Source organism: Pseudomonas sp. F1_0610 (assembly GCF_047470865.1).
Taxonomy (GTDB): Bacteria; Pseudomonadota; Gammaproteobacteria; order Pseudomonadales; family Pseudomonadaceae; genus JAZDRH01.
In genome coordinates this window covers 18,653-33,379 of the sequence record NZ_JAZDRH010000002.1, presented here as the reverse complement: position 1 = coordinate 33,379, position 14,727 = coordinate 18,653, and the positions used below count along the sequence as shown (strand labels likewise).

17 protein-coding genes and 1 pseudogene are annotated in these 14,727 nt (G+C 42.8%); 8 read left to right on the top strand and 10 right to left on the bottom strand.

Translation table 11 applies throughout. The features are described 5' to 3' along the window. Positions 1 to 16: 16 nt before the first annotated feature. The 3 genes from dauA to VQ643_RS01405 all read right to left on the bottom strand — a co-directional run bounded on the left by dauA (position 17) and on the right by VQ643_RS01405 (position 4,112). On the bottom strand, positions 17 to 1,765 hold the full coding sequence (gene dauA / locus VQ643_RS01415) for a C4-dicarboxylic acid transporter DauA (protein WP_414197479.1): 1,749 nt from the start codon (positions 1,763 to 1,765) through the stop codon (positions 17 to 19). A 90-nt stretch (positions 1,766 to 1,855) separates the two neighbouring features. Then, on the bottom strand, positions 1,856 to 2,986 hold the full coding sequence (locus tag VQ643_RS01410; protein ID WP_414197478.1) for a hypothetical protein: 1,131 nt from the start codon (positions 2,984 to 2,986) through the stop codon (positions 1,856 to 1,858). Next, complete coding sequence (locus VQ643_RS01405) at positions 2,979 to 4,112, bottom strand: ATP-grasp domain-containing protein (RefSeq protein ID WP_414197477.1); 1,134 nt, start codon at positions 4,110 to 4,112, stop codon at positions 2,979 to 2,981. The genes VQ643_RS01410 and VQ643_RS01405 overlap by 8 nt, the downstream gene beginning before the upstream one ends. Before the next feature lie 299 nt (positions 4,113 to 4,411). On the opposite strand from VQ643_RS01405, the gene rplM reads away from it, so the two are divergent. From rplM to VQ643_RS01370, 7 genes are all read left to right on the top strand, one after another. Next, positions 4,412 to 4,840, top strand: a complete 429-nt coding sequence (rplM, locus tag VQ643_RS01400) for a 50S ribosomal protein L13 (RefSeq protein WP_414197476.1) — start codon at positions 4,412 to 4,414, stop codon at positions 4,838 to 4,840. A 15-nt stretch (positions 4,841 to 4,855) separates the two neighbouring features. After that, on the top strand, positions 4,856 to 5,248 hold the full coding sequence (gene rpsI, locus VQ643_RS01395; protein ID WP_414197475.1) for a 30S ribosomal protein S9: 393 nt from the start codon (positions 4,856 to 4,858) through the stop codon (positions 5,246 to 5,248). A 264-nt stretch (positions 5,249 to 5,512) separates the two neighbouring features. Then, positions 5,513 to 6,106: a ubiquinol-cytochrome c reductase iron-sulfur subunit gene (gene petA, locus VQ643_RS01390; protein ID WP_414197474.1), complete on the top strand. Its 594-nt coding sequence runs from the start codon at positions 5,513 to 5,515 to the stop codon at positions 6,104 to 6,106. Positions 6,107 to 6,114: 8 nt separating this feature from the next. Then, positions 6,115 to 7,326 (top strand): cytochrome b, encoded by a 1,212-nt coding sequence (locus VQ643_RS01385; RefSeq protein ID WP_414197655.1) that lies wholly within the window; start codon positions 6,115 to 6,117, stop codon positions 7,324 to 7,326. Continuing rightward, positions 7,326 to 8,111, top strand: coding sequence for a cytochrome c1 (locus tag VQ643_RS01380; protein WP_414197473.1), 786 nt, complete (start codon positions 7,326 to 7,328; stop codon positions 8,109 to 8,111). Before VQ643_RS01385 ends, VQ643_RS01380 begins: the two co-directional genes overlap by 1 nt. 98 nt (positions 8,112 to 8,209) lie before the next feature. Then, entirely contained in the window at positions 8,210 to 8,830 is a 621-nt protein-coding gene (locus VQ643_RS01375; RefSeq protein ID WP_414197472.1) for a glutathione S-transferase N-terminal domain-containing protein, read from the top strand. 2 nt (positions 8,831 to 8,832) lie between these two features. Next, positions 8,833 to 9,276, top strand: coding sequence for a ClpXP protease specificity-enhancing factor (locus VQ643_RS01370; protein ID WP_414197471.1), 444 nt, complete (start codon positions 8,833 to 8,835; stop codon positions 9,274 to 9,276). A gap of 51 nt (positions 9,277 to 9,327) precedes the next feature. On the opposite strand, the gene VQ643_RS01365 is transcribed toward VQ643_RS01370, so the two are convergent. The 5 genes from VQ643_RS01365 to VQ643_RS01345 are packed head-to-tail and all read right to left on the bottom strand — an operon-like array spanning position 9,328 to position 13,124. Next, positions 9,328 to 9,855, bottom strand: a complete 528-nt coding sequence (locus VQ643_RS01365) for a GNAT family N-acetyltransferase (protein ID WP_414197470.1) — start codon at positions 9,853 to 9,855, stop codon at positions 9,328 to 9,330. A gap of 30 nt (positions 9,856 to 9,885) precedes the next feature. Then, positions 9,886 to 10,413, bottom strand: coding sequence for a BON domain-containing protein (locus tag VQ643_RS01360; RefSeq protein ID WP_414197469.1), 528 nt, complete (start codon positions 10,411 to 10,413; stop codon positions 9,886 to 9,888). Next, on the bottom strand, positions 10,413 to 11,000 hold the full coding sequence (locus VQ643_RS01355) for a phosphoheptose isomerase (RefSeq protein ID WP_414197468.1): 588 nt from the start codon (positions 10,998 to 11,000) through the stop codon (positions 10,413 to 10,415). The genes VQ643_RS01360 and VQ643_RS01355 overlap by 1 nt, the downstream gene beginning before the upstream one ends. A 26-nt stretch (positions 11,001 to 11,026) precedes the next feature. Next, a complete protein-coding gene (locus VQ643_RS01350; protein ID WP_414197467.1) occupies positions 11,027 to 11,401 on the bottom strand; it encodes a YraN family protein in 375 nt (124 codons plus the stop codon). After that, the gene (locus tag VQ643_RS01345) at positions 11,388 to 13,124 is read right to left on the bottom strand and encodes a penicillin-binding protein activator (protein ID WP_414197466.1); all 1,737 of its coding nucleotides are present in this window, start codon (positions 13,122 to 13,124) and stop codon (positions 11,388 to 11,390) included. Before VQ643_RS01345 ends, VQ643_RS01350 begins: the two co-directional genes overlap by 14 nt. Positions 13,125 to 13,249: 125 nt before the next feature. Here VQ643_RS01345 and rsmI point away from each other — a divergent pair, with 125 nt between their 5' ends. Beyond that, the gene (rsmI, locus tag VQ643_RS01340) at positions 13,250 to 14,110 is read left to right on the top strand and encodes a 16S rRNA (cytidine(1402)-2'-O)-methyltransferase (RefSeq protein WP_414197465.1); all 861 of its coding nucleotides are present in this window, start codon (positions 13,250 to 13,252) and stop codon (positions 14,108 to 14,110) included. Between the two features lie 31 nt (positions 14,111 to 14,141). Here the strand turns inward: rsmI and VQ643_RS01335 are convergent, their stop codons facing one another. Next, complete coding sequence (locus tag VQ643_RS01335) at positions 14,142 to 14,366, bottom strand: Ail/Lom family outer membrane beta-barrel protein (RefSeq protein ID WP_414197654.1); 225 nt, start codon at positions 14,364 to 14,366, stop codon at positions 14,142 to 14,144. Positions 14,367 to 14,430: 64 nt separating this feature from the next. Next, positions 14,431 to 14,625 (bottom strand): annotated as a pseudogene (locus VQ643_RS01330) (hypothetical protein); the annotation flags it as partial. Positions 14,626 to 14,727: the final 102 nt, after the last annotated feature.

Sequence of the window (14,727 nt, the reverse complement as noted above, 5' to 3'; positions counted from 1 at the left end):
GATAATCGCTGTGTATTTAGTCCTGCTCTTCTGGCATTAACTCATCATTAGGGGTATCTAAATGCAACCAGCGAGTGGCGCGCTCTTTAGCTAATGTAAGGTCTTGTACATAAGAGAGCTTTCCACGGCGTAAACGTATGCCAGCTTTGCGCATTTTTTTTCGAATATCAGTACTTGTGCCAACTAAAATTACGCTTATATCGTTTTTATGGAAGTTGTTCATTACTTTTTCCAAGCCTGATAGCGCTGTCATATCCAACATAGGTACTGCTGACATATCAATTAAGACGACTTTGGCATTGGGGTTAAAACGCATAAGAACGCTTAATGCACGCTCAGCTGCACCATAAAATAGTGGACCACGAATAGCATAGGTAATAACGCCTTCGGGCATGTCGCGTAAGGCTTCGCTTTGTTCAGGAGAAACGGTAGAGGTGTCTGTTAAGTCACTCATGCGTTTAATAAATAAACCAGCAGCCAGCAGTAGACCAACGCCAACGGCTAGTACCATATCAAAGAGTACTGTAAGTACAAGGCAGGTTAGTAGGATTAAAATATCGTTACGAGGCGCTATACGTAAGGTGCGCAGTACATTCTTTGGCTCGCTCATATTCCATGCCACTACAAGCAATAAGGCAGCCATAGAAGCCATAGGTAAGTAGCTAAATAATGGTGCTAATAATAACATTGCGCCTAGTACAACTAAGGCATGTGTCATACCAGCTAGTGGTGAAAAGGCACCTGCTCTGACGTTGGCGGCAGTGCGCGCGATAGCTGCTGTAGCGGTAATACCGCCAAACATTGGAGTAATGATATTTCCTATACCTTGGGCCAGTAGTTCACCGTTGGAGTTATGTTTGGTGTTGGTCATACCGTCGGCTACGACAGCACAGAGTAAAGACTCAATGGCACCTAACATAGCAATGGCAAATGCGGGGGCTAATAGTTGGCGAATTAACTCAAAATTCAGTAATAGGCTTTGGCCATCACTGCCTGTTAGCTCCCAAGGCCATAAAAAACTTGGCAAAAATGAAGGAATACCAGCAAAAGTCTGACCATTAACTTCATAACTAAAACGTTCGCCAATAGTGGCAATAGGAACACCAAAATATTTAAGCGCAACCGCTAATAATGTTCCCAGAAGAATAGCGACAAGATGTCCAGGCATTTTGCTCACATAACGAGGCCATATAAGCAATGTGGCCAACGTAATGAGGGTGACTAATGTATCACCCCATTGAATGCTAGGTAGTGCAAAAAAAAGCGCTTGCAATTGTTCAAGATAATTAGTGTATTCGGCTAAATGAGTAAGCCCTAAAGCATCTTTAATTTGTAAGGTGGCAATGACAATGCCTATACCCGCAGTAAAGCCTAAGACGACGGGATAAGGAATAAATTGTAGTAAGGAGCCAGCGCGTAACACTGACATTAAAATCATAATGGCGCCTGCCATAGAAGTGCAAAGTAATAGCCCGCCCACACCAAACTGTTGCGTAATAGGCACTAAGATTACAACAAAGGCGGCTGTAGGGCCTGATACGTTAAAGCGTGAACCACCCAGCAAGGCAATAAAAAAGCCGCCAATTAATACGGTATATAAGCCATGTTGCGGCGGAACACCGACAGCAATCGCCAGTGCCATGGCTAAAGGAATAGCAATTACCCCAACTGTAATGCCAGCAATAATATCGTGACGTAAGTTTTCTAACTTATAGCCAGTGCTTAGGGTTTGGCGCCATGCGGTAAAAAGGGGAGGTAAATACATAGTTTGCTTTAGCCTAATCTAATGGGTGCTGAGAAATACAGCGGTATCTAAAAAGACGAGCTTCATGCTTATATAAAGACTAGTTGAGATTTAGAGTTCTAGTTTTTTTAATAGTGGCACTGCGCCATATACTAGTGCTCTAGAGAGCAACTGCCAAACCCATTGTGATTTCTTTGGTAGATGCTTGCAGTAAATCAAGCTGTATTCAATGGCAGGTTTAGCACCACGGTTACGCTTAAATTTCGGTGCGCCTGAACTCATGTTAATACTCTGTTGCTTGTGCTTGGCTTGGCGAAAGGTTAAATAGTTTAGTTGGCGGTATAAGCCTAGTTGTACGGGTTGCTCTGTAGCAAACCCAAAGATAGGTGTAGTCACTGTTTGTGCGGTTTGTATCCAGCCTAAGGCAGCGCATAAATCTTGCCCATTTTCATGCAACCCCATCAATTCTAACCAGCCACTTTGCTGCCCTTTACTCAGCCAAGAAACTTGATAGTGCGGATTTAGTACGGAGTATTTATCAAGATAGAGTTGATCATAGAGTTGTTTACAACGTAAATAGTCTTGAGCTGTAAAATCTATCCCTTTTTTAATATGTAACTGATTGTTATTAAATAGTTTTTTATCTTTTTTTGTATCGCTATAAGGCGTAGGGTCGGTGGCGATATAAACCTGTCTTGAGGGAACGGCAATATAACCATGCTGCTGTAAACGGGCTATAAATGCTTGATGCTGATGATCATTAAGCGAGCGAAAGCCAGTGGCATGATGCGGTTGTTGAGTAATGAGAAAGCGGGTTAGTTCAGCTATATCCTCTGCTAGCCATACTGAGTTGTCATATAGGTTGGTTGACACTAGATGATTATTCACCCAAAGCACACGGTCAATATTTGCCCAGCGTAATATAGCCGCCATTCCTTTAAGGAAAGGAATCATGGCTTTTTCTAAGATCGGCTTTTTTAGTTTGTGTAGTTCTTCATGGGCATAATTGATATACATGGCATAGGGTGAGACCACGTAGCAATTGCCTTTAATTAGATTTGTCGGATTAAGGCTGATAGGTACTTGCTGATAAGGCGTAACGAGAAGCTGTAGTTCAACCTGTGCAATATTGCTCAGATGCAGGCTAATGTCCTGTCCAATATCCCGCACAAAACGCCCTGCTAGACTCAGTTCATTGTCAGTGTAGGCGGATAACTGCTCTGCGCGGATTAGCTTATACAATGTCTTGCCCGTTCCATTCAATATCTACTGTAGTTGTGCTGAGTACAGCTTTTCTATTAATTAATGCGGTTGCTAGGATTTCACTGGCCGAGATAAATTGAGCAAGGCTAGGTAGTGGGTCTTGTTTATCCCAAACCACATCCGATGCTTGGCGCAGATTTTGCCAAAAAGTTTTTTGCGTAATATGTTTACTAAAAAAATAGGGTAGCAGTGCTAGGCTGACGCAGCGGGTTTGCAATTGTGCATTTTGCAGCGCAGTATTATTCATTAAGCAATCAACTAGCTGTGTGGGTTGAGTAAATAGATGAATGCCGCTTGTACTGCGCGGATTGCACTCTAATAAGTACAGTTTTTCTTGCGCAGTATCTTCCATGTAATCAAAGGCAACTTGCCCTGTTAACTGAGTGCGCTGAGCAAACTGATGTAGGAAAGCTTCAATTTTCTGTTGTCTTTGCGGTGTTAGAAGAATCCCCGCACCTTGTCCTATACGGTAAGTTGGCTGATAGCAGCAATGAGCAAGAAGCTTGCCGTGTTGCATAATGCTAAAACTACAAAACTCAGTCCCTTTAATATAGCGCTGAGCAACCCAAGGTCTGCGCACAGAGCATTGAATTTGGCTGGCTTTTTGCGCTGTAGGACGGATTAGTGTTTGGTCTGCAAAGCGAGAATAAACAGGCTTGAGTACATAATCTTGCGTATTTAAAGAGGAAACTTGTTCAGGTTGACTGACGAGCAAGGTCTCAGGCGCTTGAATTAAAAAGTCTTGGCTAAATTGTGCAAAGCTAAACTTATTATGCAGAGTATTGAGCAAATCTAATGGGCTGCATAACAAGGTGCAGTGGCGACTAATTTGTTTGTGAAAGTGCGCACAATAAAAAACTTCTTCACAAGTGGGCAGTAGATAATCAATTTTATATTTTTGGATGTAATCTATAAGGGTGCTAAGCCATGTGTTAGGGAATTGAGCGGCGGCGGGAAGCTTTAAATAGCGTTGTATGTGACGGCTAAAGCGTGTTAATGCAAAGTTTAATGAGTCAGCAACAAAGACAGAATGCTGTGCTGTGGCAAATGCTCTCGTCCATTCTAAGGCGGCAGGAGAACGTGCCCCTAAAATTAAAATTTGCATATGAAATAGAGATTAATCTGCAAATTCTGAACAATACGCGAAGTAGATGAAGTTTGCACGTTGCTTTTTTCACAGGTTTGGGCATAATACGTGCTCCTTTTTCTTGAGACAAAGCCTAGTTTAAAGAATTCAGGAATCGGTGAAGATGCCATCACCATGTTTACCTAGTCATTAAGCGTTTAGACCCGTTTCCCCGTACCTGCGCTTAATGTTGCTAGTCGCCTTTAACTTGTAAAGGCACACACTATTTTGTAGGATTCGCCGTCTTATTAATAAGGACGGCCTTGAGGCCATAGCGAATGAAAACTTTTACAGCAAAACCGGAAACTGTTAAGCGCGACTGGTATGTAGTTGACGCTGCAGGTCAGACCCTGGGTCGTCTGGCTACCGAAATCGCATTACGCTTACGTGGTAAGCACAAACCAGAATACACTCCACACGTTGATACAGGTGACTACATTGTAGTTATCAATGCAGCTCAAGTTCGTGTAACTGGTAAAAAAACTACTGACAAAATCTACTACTCTCACTCTGGTTTCCCAGGTGGAATCAAAGAAATTAGCTTTGAAAAGTTAGTAGCGAAAGCTCCTGAGCGCGTGATTGAAAACGCTGTTAAAGGTATGCTTCCTAAAAACCCACTGGGCCGCGACATGTATCGCAAGCTGAAAGTGTATGCTGGTGCTGAGCATCCGCATGCTGCACAGCAACCCCTAGAGCTAAAAATTTAACGGGAATAGTTGATTATGTCAGCAAATCAAAATTATGGTACAGGTCGTCGTAAAACCGCTACAGCACGTGTTTTTCTACGTCCAGGTACTGGCAATATCTCTATCAATAACCGCACTCTAGACGTATTTTTTGGTCGCGAAACTGCGCGCATGATCGTACGTCAACCGCTAGAGCTAACTGAAACATTAGAGAAATTTGATGTTACTGTTACTGTTTCTGGTGGTGGTATTAGCGGTCAAGCAGGCGCTATTCGTCACGGTATCACTCGTGCATTAATCGAATACGACGAAACTTTACGTGGCGCACTACGTAAAGCTGGCTACGTTACTCGTGATGCTCGCGAAGTGGAACGTAAGAAAGTTGGTCTGCGCAAAGCACGTAAGCGTCCACAGTTCTCAAAACGTTAATTCAACGTTTACTGGCTTATATGTTTCGAAAAACGCCCACTTCCGCGAGGATTTTGGGCGTTTTTTATGCAGTTTTTAGCTATTTTTTCGTCGCAAATTGATCTGAGACGCTAAGCGCGTTAGTTCCTTGTTGAAAAGATGAGTTTGCCTTGTCATAAAGGCGGCTTTTCTTTAACATTTAAAGGATTTTTAGATCATGCGGCTAGCTTTTCTTACATACTATAAGCTCGCATAAGAGCTAAACAGCTGATGGGAGACGACTTAATGAGCAATGACGGCGTCAATAAAGGCCGGCGTCGCTTCCTAGTGGCAGCCACTTCTGTAGTGGGCGCTGCTGGGGCGGTAGGAGCTGCGGTCCCGTTTGTCGGGTCATGGTTCCCTAGTGCAAGGGCTAAGGCTGCAGGTGCACCGGTGAGAGTCAACGTAAGCAAGGTAGAACCAGGTCAGCAGCTTGTTGCTGAGTGGCGTGGTAAGCCTATGTTTATCGTTCACCGTACTCCTGAGATTCTACAAGGTTTAGATAAGCTGACAGGCGATATCGCAGACCCAGAATCTAAAGCCTCTGAACAACCAAGCTACGTAGATCCTAAAGTACGTTCTATCAAGCCAGAAATTCTTGTGCTTGAAGGTGTTTGTACTCACTTAGGTTGCGCACCAACTTTCCGTCCTGAAGTGGCTCCGGCTGACTTAGGTAAAGACTGGATTGGTGGCTACTTCTGCGCTTGTCATGGTTCTCGTTATGATATGGCAGGACGAGTTTATAAAGGCCAGCCTGCGCCTTTAAACCTACCTGTACCGCCATATAAGTATGAAACTGATGATGTGATTATCATTGGTGAAGATCAGGAGAACGCATAATGAGCCTGATGACTAAGTTTATGGGTTGGGTGGATGCACGCTTCCCTGCCACCAAAATGTGGGACGACCACTTAGCTAAGTATTACGCACCTAAGAACTTTAACTTTTTATACTATTTTGGTTCTTTGGCGTTATTAGTACTGGTTAACCAAATCCTTACGGGTATCTGGTTAACTATGAGCTATGAGCCTTCTGCAACAGGCGCTTTTGCCTCTGTAGAATACATTATGCGTGACGTAGATTACGGTTGGATCTTACGTTACATGCACTCAACAGGTGCATCAGCCTTCTTTATTGTGGTTTATTTACATATGTTCCGTGGCTTAATGTACGGTTCATATCAAAAACCACGTGAGTTAGTTTGGCTGTTTGGTATGTTAATTTACCTTGCACTAATGGCAGAAGCTTTCATGGGTTACTTATTACCATGGGGACAAATGTCATACTGGGGCGCGCAGGTAATTATCTCTTTATTTGGTGCAATTCCTGTTATTGGTGGAGATTTAACCGAGTGGATTCGTGGTGACTTCCTAATTTCAGGTATCACACTAAACCGTTTCTTCGCTTTACACGTTATTGCTGTGCCTATCGTGATTTTAGCCTTGGTTGTATTACACATCATTGCTTTGCATGAAGTAGGCTCTAACAACCCAGACGGCGTAGATATTAAGAAACACAAAGATGAAAACGGTGTACCTTTAGATGGTATTCCTTTCCATCCGTACTACACAGTAAAAGATATTGTGGGTGTTGTAGTCTTCTTGTTTGTGTTCTGTGGAATCATCTTCTTCTTCCCTGAAGGCGGTGGCTACTTCCTTGAAAAACCAAACTTTGAACCTGCAAATGGTATGAAAACACCTGAGCATATTGCACCTGTTTGGTACTTCACACCTTTCTATGCGATTTTGCGTGCAGTTCCAGATAAGCTAATGGGCGTTATTGCCATGGGTGGTTCTATTGCATTGCTGTTCGTGTTGCCTTGGTTAGACCGCAGCCCAGTACGCTCAATGCGTTACAAAGGCTGGATGAGCAAACTTTGGTTATGGATTTTCTGTATTTCATTCATAATTCTAGGCGTAATGGGCGTATTGCCACCAACACCTGAATTCACATTGATTTCTCGAATCTGTACTGTTCTTTACTTTGCTTACTTCATTCTGATGCCGTTCTACACCAGAATGGAGAAAACCAAACCGGTTCCAGAAAGGGTGACAGGCTAATGAAAAAGCAAATTGCTACATTAATACTTGCTGCCTTACCTGTTTTCGGTTTTGCAGCTGAGAAAGTAGTTCCACAGTATGAAATGCAGTCTGTAAATATTGATCTTACAGACAAAGAAGCATTACAAGATGGTGCACGTACTTTTGTGAACTACTGTATGGGTTGCCATGGCGCGCAATTCCAACGCTATGAACGCGTAGCAAAAGATATTGGTATTCCTGAAAATCTAATGATGGAAAACCTTGTCTTTACTGGAGCAAAAATTGGAGATCACATGAAATCCAGTATGGCTCCTGCTGATGCAAAAGCTTGGTTTGGTCAGGTTCCACCTGATCTAACCTTGGTTGCACGTGTACGTGGTACAGATTGGTTATATAACTACATGCACTCTTTCTATGAGGATCCAAGTCGTCCTCTAGGTGCAAACAACGTTGTATTCCCTAACGTTGGTATGCCTAACGTACTGGCTGCTTTACAAGGTAGCCAAACTGTAGGTTGTGCCCAGGCTGCTAAGCTAGATGAAAAGGGCAAAAAAGTTTACGACACCTTCGGCCAACTGGTGACAGAAGAGCGTTGTGACCAGTTAGTGATTCCTAAAAAGGGACTATTAACAGAAAGTGAGTTTGATACTAAAGTGAAAAACCTAGTCACTTTCTTAGCTTACTCTGCTGATCCTAATAAATTAGAAAGTCAGCGCATTGGTACTTATGTACTGTTATTCTTGGCCTTCTTCTTCATATTTGCGTATGCATTAAAACGTGAGTACTGGAGAGATGTGCATTAATAGCTTTGCTGCTTGTTAAGTATCAACGCACGCACTCTATTGGGTGCGTGCGTTTTTGTTTTCATGCCGTATAGTCATTAATCATAAGGAGAGATGCTATGGCTGCCCCTAATAAGTTGGGCTGCTACTCTGATCCAACAGACCAATATTCACATCGTGTGCGTTTGGTGTTGGCAGAAAAGGCAGTGATTGCCGAAACTATTGATGTAACAGCAGGTTCTTGCCCACGTGGGCTTGCTGAAGTAAACCCTTATGCTAGCGTGCCAACTTTGGTTGATCGCGATTTAGCACTCTATGATCCAACAGTCATTATGGAGTATTTGGAAGAGCGTTATCCGCATCCTCCATTATTACCTGTCTATCCTGTAGCGCGTGCCAATAGTCGCATGCTAATGCACCGTATTGATCGCGATTGGTGTGTACTCGCTGAGCAAATTTTAGATCCAAAAACCAAAGAAACAGCACGCACTAAAGCACGTAAAGAGCTACGTGAAAGCCTAATTGGTGTGGCGCCTATCTTTGCTGAATTACCTTACTTTATGAGTGAAGAGTTTGGTTTAGTGGACTGCTGTCTATTACCTTTGCTATGGCGTTTACCTATTTTAGGTATTGAGCTACCTAAAACAGCTGCGCCACTATTAGATTATATGGCGCGCAGCTTTGCTCGTGAAACCTTCCAAGCGAGTTTATCAAAAGCAGAAAAATTATTTAGAGTGTGATAATGAAGTCCAGTCGTCCTTATTTAATTCGAGCCTTGTATGAGTGGATTGTAGATAATGATTGCACTCCTCATTTGTTAGTCAATAGTGAGCATCCTAAAGCTCAGGTGCCTCAAACCTATGCTAAAGATGGGCAAATAGTATTGAATGCAGCACCTAGTGCTGTACGTTACATGCATATGGATAATGAAGCTGTTAGCTTTGAGGCTCGTTTTGGTGGCGTACCTTTTACGTTATACGTCCCTACAGCGGCTATTCTGGCTGTTTATGCGCGTGAAAATGGGCAAGGCATGTTCTTTGATCAAGATGAGTTGTTTGATGAAGTTGAGGATGAAGTAGAGCAGACAGCTTTTGAGGTTGTTAGGGAGGTAACGGAAGATGATCCTACACCTGATGATGAACCGCCAAGACCTACAGGTCGTCCGAACCTGCGTGTCGTTAAGTAATAAAAAGCCCAGTTATTGAATCTGAACTGGGCTTTTTGTGCGTTACAGGCTTTACGCTAAGTAGCGGCGTAACTCTAACATGTTGCGTGTTTTATGCTCGTTTTTAACTTGTTTCCATTCGCGGTGCAAAGAGAAACCTAGTTTCTCTGCAATGCGGCAACTCCCAGTATTTTCTTTTTCGACGTTGTAGACTAAAAAACTTGGCTTGAGCTGCTTTTTTGCAAAATCGATTAGTCCGATAATGGCTTCAGTACCTAAGCCTTTACCCTGTGCCTCAGCACATAGCCACAGCCCTAATGAAGCAAGTTCAGAGCTAATGTCATGTAAGCCACAGCAGCCAATAAACTGACCTGTTTGTTTATCGGTCATGGCCAAAGTCAGCTCTTCGCCTTTATGTAATTGGCTGCGGGCGTAATCAATAAAGCCTTGAGTTGCTTCAATGCTTTCAGCTCGATCAAAGGGTAAAAACTCTGTGACCTCTGGTGTTAAAGCATGCCAAATATCTGCTTTTAAGCCTTCGTGCACAGGTATTAAGCGCATCCGCTCAGTTTCAATCACAATATCATCAGTAAAAGTCATTATCGTCAATTCAATCAGAAAAATGGATGATTAATCTACATATTCAAAAACACGCACAATTTTTTGCACGCCAGCGACTTCTTGAACAGCGCTAGTAACACGTGCTGCTTCTGCGCGAGTTAAAATTCCTAGTAAATATACAACGCCATTCTCAGTGAGTATTTTGACTTTCCTTGATGGAACATCACTGGTGGCAACTAAGCGCGCTTTAACCGCTGTGGTTAGGGCAATATCGCTAGCACGGGCACTGGCAGATGAAGGGGCGGCAACCTGTATTTCATTTTGTACGCGTTTAACACCGTTAACGCTTGCTGCTGCTCGCTCTGCTAATGCTTTAAGATCAGCACGAGGTGTTTGTCCTGCTAACAAGGTTACACCATTATAAACAGTGGCAACCACATGTGAGTTGGTGGTGGATAGCTCAGGGCTTGCTTTATAAATGGCACTGCGCACTTCAGGAGCAATAAACTTATCATCAATATTATTGCCAATACTGCGTGATCCGCAGGCAGTTAGTACAAGTGCACTTAAGGTAATAGCAATAAGTTGGCGAATCATTAATCCTCACTCCCAAAAAGTTGGCGGTCAATTAAATCACACAGGCTATGAATCACAACTAAGTGGACTTCCTGAATACGTGCAGTAACTTTTGACGGTACGCGAACTTCAACGTCTGTAGGTAACAAAATACCTGCCATAGCGCCGCCGTCGCGTCCTGTTAGTGCCACAACGTGCATGCCGCGATCATGGGCTGCGTGTATGGCTTGAACTACATTCGCTGAATTACCACTGGTTGAAATGGCTAATAACACATCGCCTTCCTGTCCTAATGCTCGAATTTGTTTAGAAAATACTTCTTCGTAGCTATAGTCATTGGCAATTGAAGTAATAGTGGAGCTGTCTGTGGTTAGTGCAAGAGCAGGTAAAGCAGGGCGTTCGCGCTCAAAGCGGTTGAGTAATTCAGATGAGAAGTGCTGAGCGTCACCAGCAGAACCGCCATTACCACAAGATAGAATTTTCCCCTCACTCAGTAGCGCATTAACCATTAAAAAACTAGCGTGCTCAATAGGTTCAGGTAGCACTTGCATAGCTTTTTGTTTGGTTTCGATACTAGCTTGGAACATTTGTTGAATACGAGACTGCATAATAAGGCCTTTTGATGTTTCCAGAGTTAGACGTCAAAGGCGTCTTTAATCCAGTTGATCTCATGTATATGGGGTGTTTGTGTGGCTTCTACAAGTACCACATCAAAGCGGCAATTGTAATCATTCCAGATTGAGTTTTGCTGTAAAAATGTTTCAGCGGTTGCATTAAGCTTATTCTGCTTACGCTGATCAATACTTTCTAACGCGCCACCAAACTGTTGATTTTTACGAAAACGTACCTCTACAAACACTAATGTTTTTTGGTCACACATAATAAGGTCTATTTCCCCTAGTCGGCATGACCAGTTTTTACTAACTAACTCAAGCCCAGCTTGCTCAAGAAAGGCTAGGGCTTGTTGCTCATATTGTTGACCGCGTTGGCGGGAGTTAGTTGAACTCATTTTCAACCAGTGGGCGAATTTGCCCGTTAACGAAAGCAGCCCATAATAGTTGGCGTTCAATACGCTGGTTAGTTGTTAAGCTTAATGAACCAGATAAGCCTGGGATCTGACTGTTAGGCATCGTTTTTAGTTGAGCTAAGCGACCCGTAAGCTGGTAGGCATCTATGCCCATTGCGTAAAACCGTCCAAGACTGCCTAATGATTGTGGCCATTCACGAATCACACTGTCATATACTGCATTGCTAGTATTGAGTAGCCAGGGCACTTCGCAAAAAATAATGCCATCTAGTTGCTTGATGGTGTCAGCACTGAGGTTGCCTGGATTAATAGCAGAGGTTGCAAAAATAGGGATGTTAATTGATTTTTTTGCCAAGGTTTGTTTTAGCCCAAGAGCATATTGTGTGGGGGCTGCAATAAACACAAAGTTGGCTTGTTCTAACTTGCTACCAAAAGAATCTAACTGGGTGGTAACAGGCATATTACGGGTAATTGCAGTACTGCCTACCACTTGCCCTCCTAAATCGGTAAAGGCTTGTTGGAAGGCTTGCTGAACACGGTTTCCCCAATCACCTTGAGGCGTAACAATAGCTGCTTTTGTGTGTCCGTTGTCCCATGCTAAGCGTGCCGCTCCCTTAGCTTCATCTTCTGCGGCTAATCCATATTGATAAAGTTCAGCTGCATAGCTATTTAGACTATCACTGTAATTTAAAGCTAATGTTGGGATAGGAAGGCTTTGCTTTTGTGTCAGCAGTTTTACTTGCTCTTTCTCCCAAGGGCCTACGACGAACTGAACTTGATCTTTCAGGGCCTGTTGATAAAGCGCATCCATAGAACCTATTTGAGCGCTATCGTAAAGATGTAACTTAGGCACAGTTGTACCTTGTGCGGCTTGTTGATAGTGCGCTGCTAAAAAGCCGTCGCGTATAGCGTCAAATACATATTGGTTATCACCGCGAACGGGTAGCACCAAGGCTATATTTTGGTAGTTTTGTGCTTCTAATGTTAATAAGGTGGCAAGATTTTTAGGTAAATTGCGTGCAGCAGGGTGTTGAGGGTTATTAGCTATCCACTGGCGCAAAGTGGCTTGTTGTAACTCTAGCGTTTGGGGTTGCTGGATTAGTTTTGCCAGTTCAAGCCAGCCAACTAAATCTTGTTCACCTGTTTTAGCTAAAGCAACACTGGGTAGTTTTTCAGCGATAGCCCAAATGGCTTCGTGGTTTTTTTGTGCTTGCTTGCCTGAAAGTAGAGGAGCAATAAATACCCGCTCACGCATTGCTGCAAGTGGCTTATTATTTGCTTGTAGTGTGGAGGCTCGAGCAAGTTGTGCGCGAATTTGCAGCTTTGTTGAAACACTTGAAAGCTGGTCAAACACAGGCTGCTCTATGGCTGTTAAAGCCAATGCTGCTTGTTTATTAGCAACTGCGGCTTCTGCTTGTAAGGTATAAGCAAAAATCTGCTGATTAATAGCTAAGTTAGCAAAATTGATTTTATTCAATATATCTAAAGCTTGCTTAGCTTGCTGTTGTTGATAGGCGAGGTCAGCAGCAGCAAGATACAGCCCATCTGCTTTTTCCCCAGATTTTTGAGAGGCTTGCTCAAATAGTTCAGCAACAGTTGCTTTAGCCGAATAAGAGGGGAAGTCTCCTGTTCCTACCGTGGTTGTGCAAGCGCTTAAAAAACCTACCAGCGCTAAAGCGGATAACAACTGTAAACGACTATTCATGAAACAAAATTCCTAAAATCAGTGTTCTTCAAGTAATTGTACCTAAGCGCAGATATTGGTGCGATATTCTGTTAACGAAACAGGCTACAATATACATTTATTTACTCAAGAGTAGCGTGAAAAACATGCATAAAACAGAAACTACCACAGGCACCTTGTATGTTGTTGCTACCCCTATTGGTAATTTAGAAGATATTACAGCGCGTGCAATCCGAGTGTTATCAGAAGTTGACCTGATAGCGGCAGAAGATACGCGACATTCCACCCGGTTGTTGCAACATTTCTCTATTCGTACGCCTTTAGCGGCCTGCCATGATCATAATGAGCGCGACGAAGGCGGACGTTTTATTTCGCGTTTATTAGCAGGTGATAATGTTGCATTGATTTCTGATGCGGGTACGCCATTAATTTCTGATCCAGGTTTTCATCTAGTTAAGCAAGCGCGACAAGCAGGTATTAAAGTTGTACCTATCCCAGGTGTTTCTGCTGTGATTGCTGCACTCTCAGCCGCTGGTTTACCTTCTGATCGCTTTACTTTTGAAGGTTTTTTACCAGCCAAAAGTGTGGCTAGAAATAGCCGTTTAGAGTTATTGCGTGAAGAAACAAGGACGATGATTTTCTATGAGGCACCACACAGATTATTAGAAAGTGTTGCTGCAATGCGCGATGTATTTGGCGCCCAGCGTTTGGCTGTTTTAGCTCGTGAGCTAACAAAAACCTTTGAAACCATTAAAGCTTTGCCTTTGGCTCAGTTGCATGACTGGATTTCTCAGGATAGCGATCAGCAGAGAGGCGAGTGCGTTATTTTAATTTCCGGTTTTGAGCAAGAACATAGTGTAGATGTTGATCTTAAATCACAACAGATAATGCAGTTACTGATGGCTGAGCTGCCAGTAAAAAAAGCCGCTGCATTAGCAGCAAACATAACCGGCTTGCGTAAAAACGTGCTGTATCAGTGGGCATTAGATAATAAAAAGCCTGAATAAGTATTCAGGCTTTTTTACTTAGATAGCTATCTTAAAACGAATAGCCTACGCCAATATCGAAGATATTAAGATTTTTATCTTTAAAGCCATTGCTAGATTTAGCGCCTTCGTAGCTAATATCAACTGACCAATTAGGTATTGGTGTAATTTGAACACCTAAGTCATAAGTAAATGCGTTTTTAGTAGCGCTTCCTTTGATTCTACCTTCATCAGTGTAAACTGGATTACCGTTTATATCATCGTCGTCATAATTAATCTAAGCCATGCTTTCACTGCTTTTTGTGTGTGACCAACCTACTAAGGGGTAAAGGTTGAACATATCATTCACTTTGTATGAAAGGTCCAGCGAGTAAAGACATATATTTGGTATCACGTTTACCATTCGTAAATATATCGCCATCCAGCGCCTCAACAAAGCTGATATTGCTTTTGTCACCTTTTAAATAATTCAAAGAAGCTAGTACGCCAAGTTGGTCATCAAACATATAGTTATATTTAAAGTTAATACCTTTTAGCTTATCGCCACTGGAAACTTTACCCTAAGCATATCCAATAGATAATGTGTTTTGCCCAGCAAAAGCTGGTGCTGCTATAACAGAAGACAGAATCAATGTGGC

Bases quoted from the DNA above. Each gene is read 5' to 3' on its own strand.
- rsmI (WP_414197465.1), top strand. From the start codon at position 13,250: ATGCATAAAACAGAAACTACCACAGGCACCTTGTATGTTGTTGCTACC.
- VQ643_RS01365 (WP_414197470.1), bottom strand. From the start codon at position 9,855: ATGACTTTTACTGATGATATTGTGATTGAAACTGAGCGGATGCGCTTA.
- dauA (WP_414197479.1), bottom strand. From the start codon at position 1,765: ATGTATTTACCTCCCCTTTTTACCGCATGGCGCCAAACCCTAAGCACT.
- VQ643_RS01350 (WP_414197467.1), bottom strand. From the start codon at position 11,401: ATGAGTTCAACTAACTCCCGCCAACGCGGTCAACAATATGAGCAACAA.
- VQ643_RS01385 (WP_414197655.1), top strand. From the start codon at position 6,115: ATGACTAAGTTTATGGGTTGGGTGGATGCACGCTTCCCTGCCACCAAA.
- petA (WP_414197474.1), top strand. From the start codon at position 5,513: ATGAGCAATGACGGCGTCAATAAAGGCCGGCGTCGCTTCCTAGTGGCA.
- VQ643_RS01380 (WP_414197473.1), top strand. From the start codon at position 7,326: ATGAAAAAGCAAATTGCTACATTAATACTTGCTGCCTTACCTGTTTTC.
- rplM (WP_414197476.1), top strand. From the start codon at position 4,412: ATGAAAACTTTTACAGCAAAACCGGAAACTGTTAAGCGCGACTGGTAT.
- VQ643_RS01405 (WP_414197477.1), bottom strand. From the start codon at position 4,112: ATGCAAATTTTAATTTTAGGGGCACGTTCTCCTGCCGCCTTAGAATGG.
- VQ643_RS01370 (WP_414197471.1), top strand. From the start codon at position 8,833: ATGAAGTCCAGTCGTCCTTATTTAATTCGAGCCTTGTATGAGTGGATT.
- VQ643_RS01345 (WP_414197466.1), bottom strand. From the start codon at position 13,124: ATGAATAGTCGTTTACAGTTGTTATCCGCTTTAGCGCTGGTAGGTTTT.
- VQ643_RS01360 (WP_414197469.1), bottom strand. From the start codon at position 10,413: ATGATTCGCCAACTTATTGCTATTACCTTAAGTGCACTTGTACTAACT.
- VQ643_RS01375 (WP_414197472.1), top strand. From the start codon at position 8,210: ATGGCTGCCCCTAATAAGTTGGGCTGCTACTCTGATCCAACAGACCAA.
- rpsI (WP_414197475.1), top strand. From the start codon at position 4,856: ATGTCAGCAAATCAAAATTATGGTACAGGTCGTCGTAAAACCGCTACA.
- VQ643_RS01355 (WP_414197468.1), bottom strand. From the start codon at position 11,000: ATGCAGTCTCGTATTCAACAAATGTTCCAAGCTAGTATCGAAACCAAA.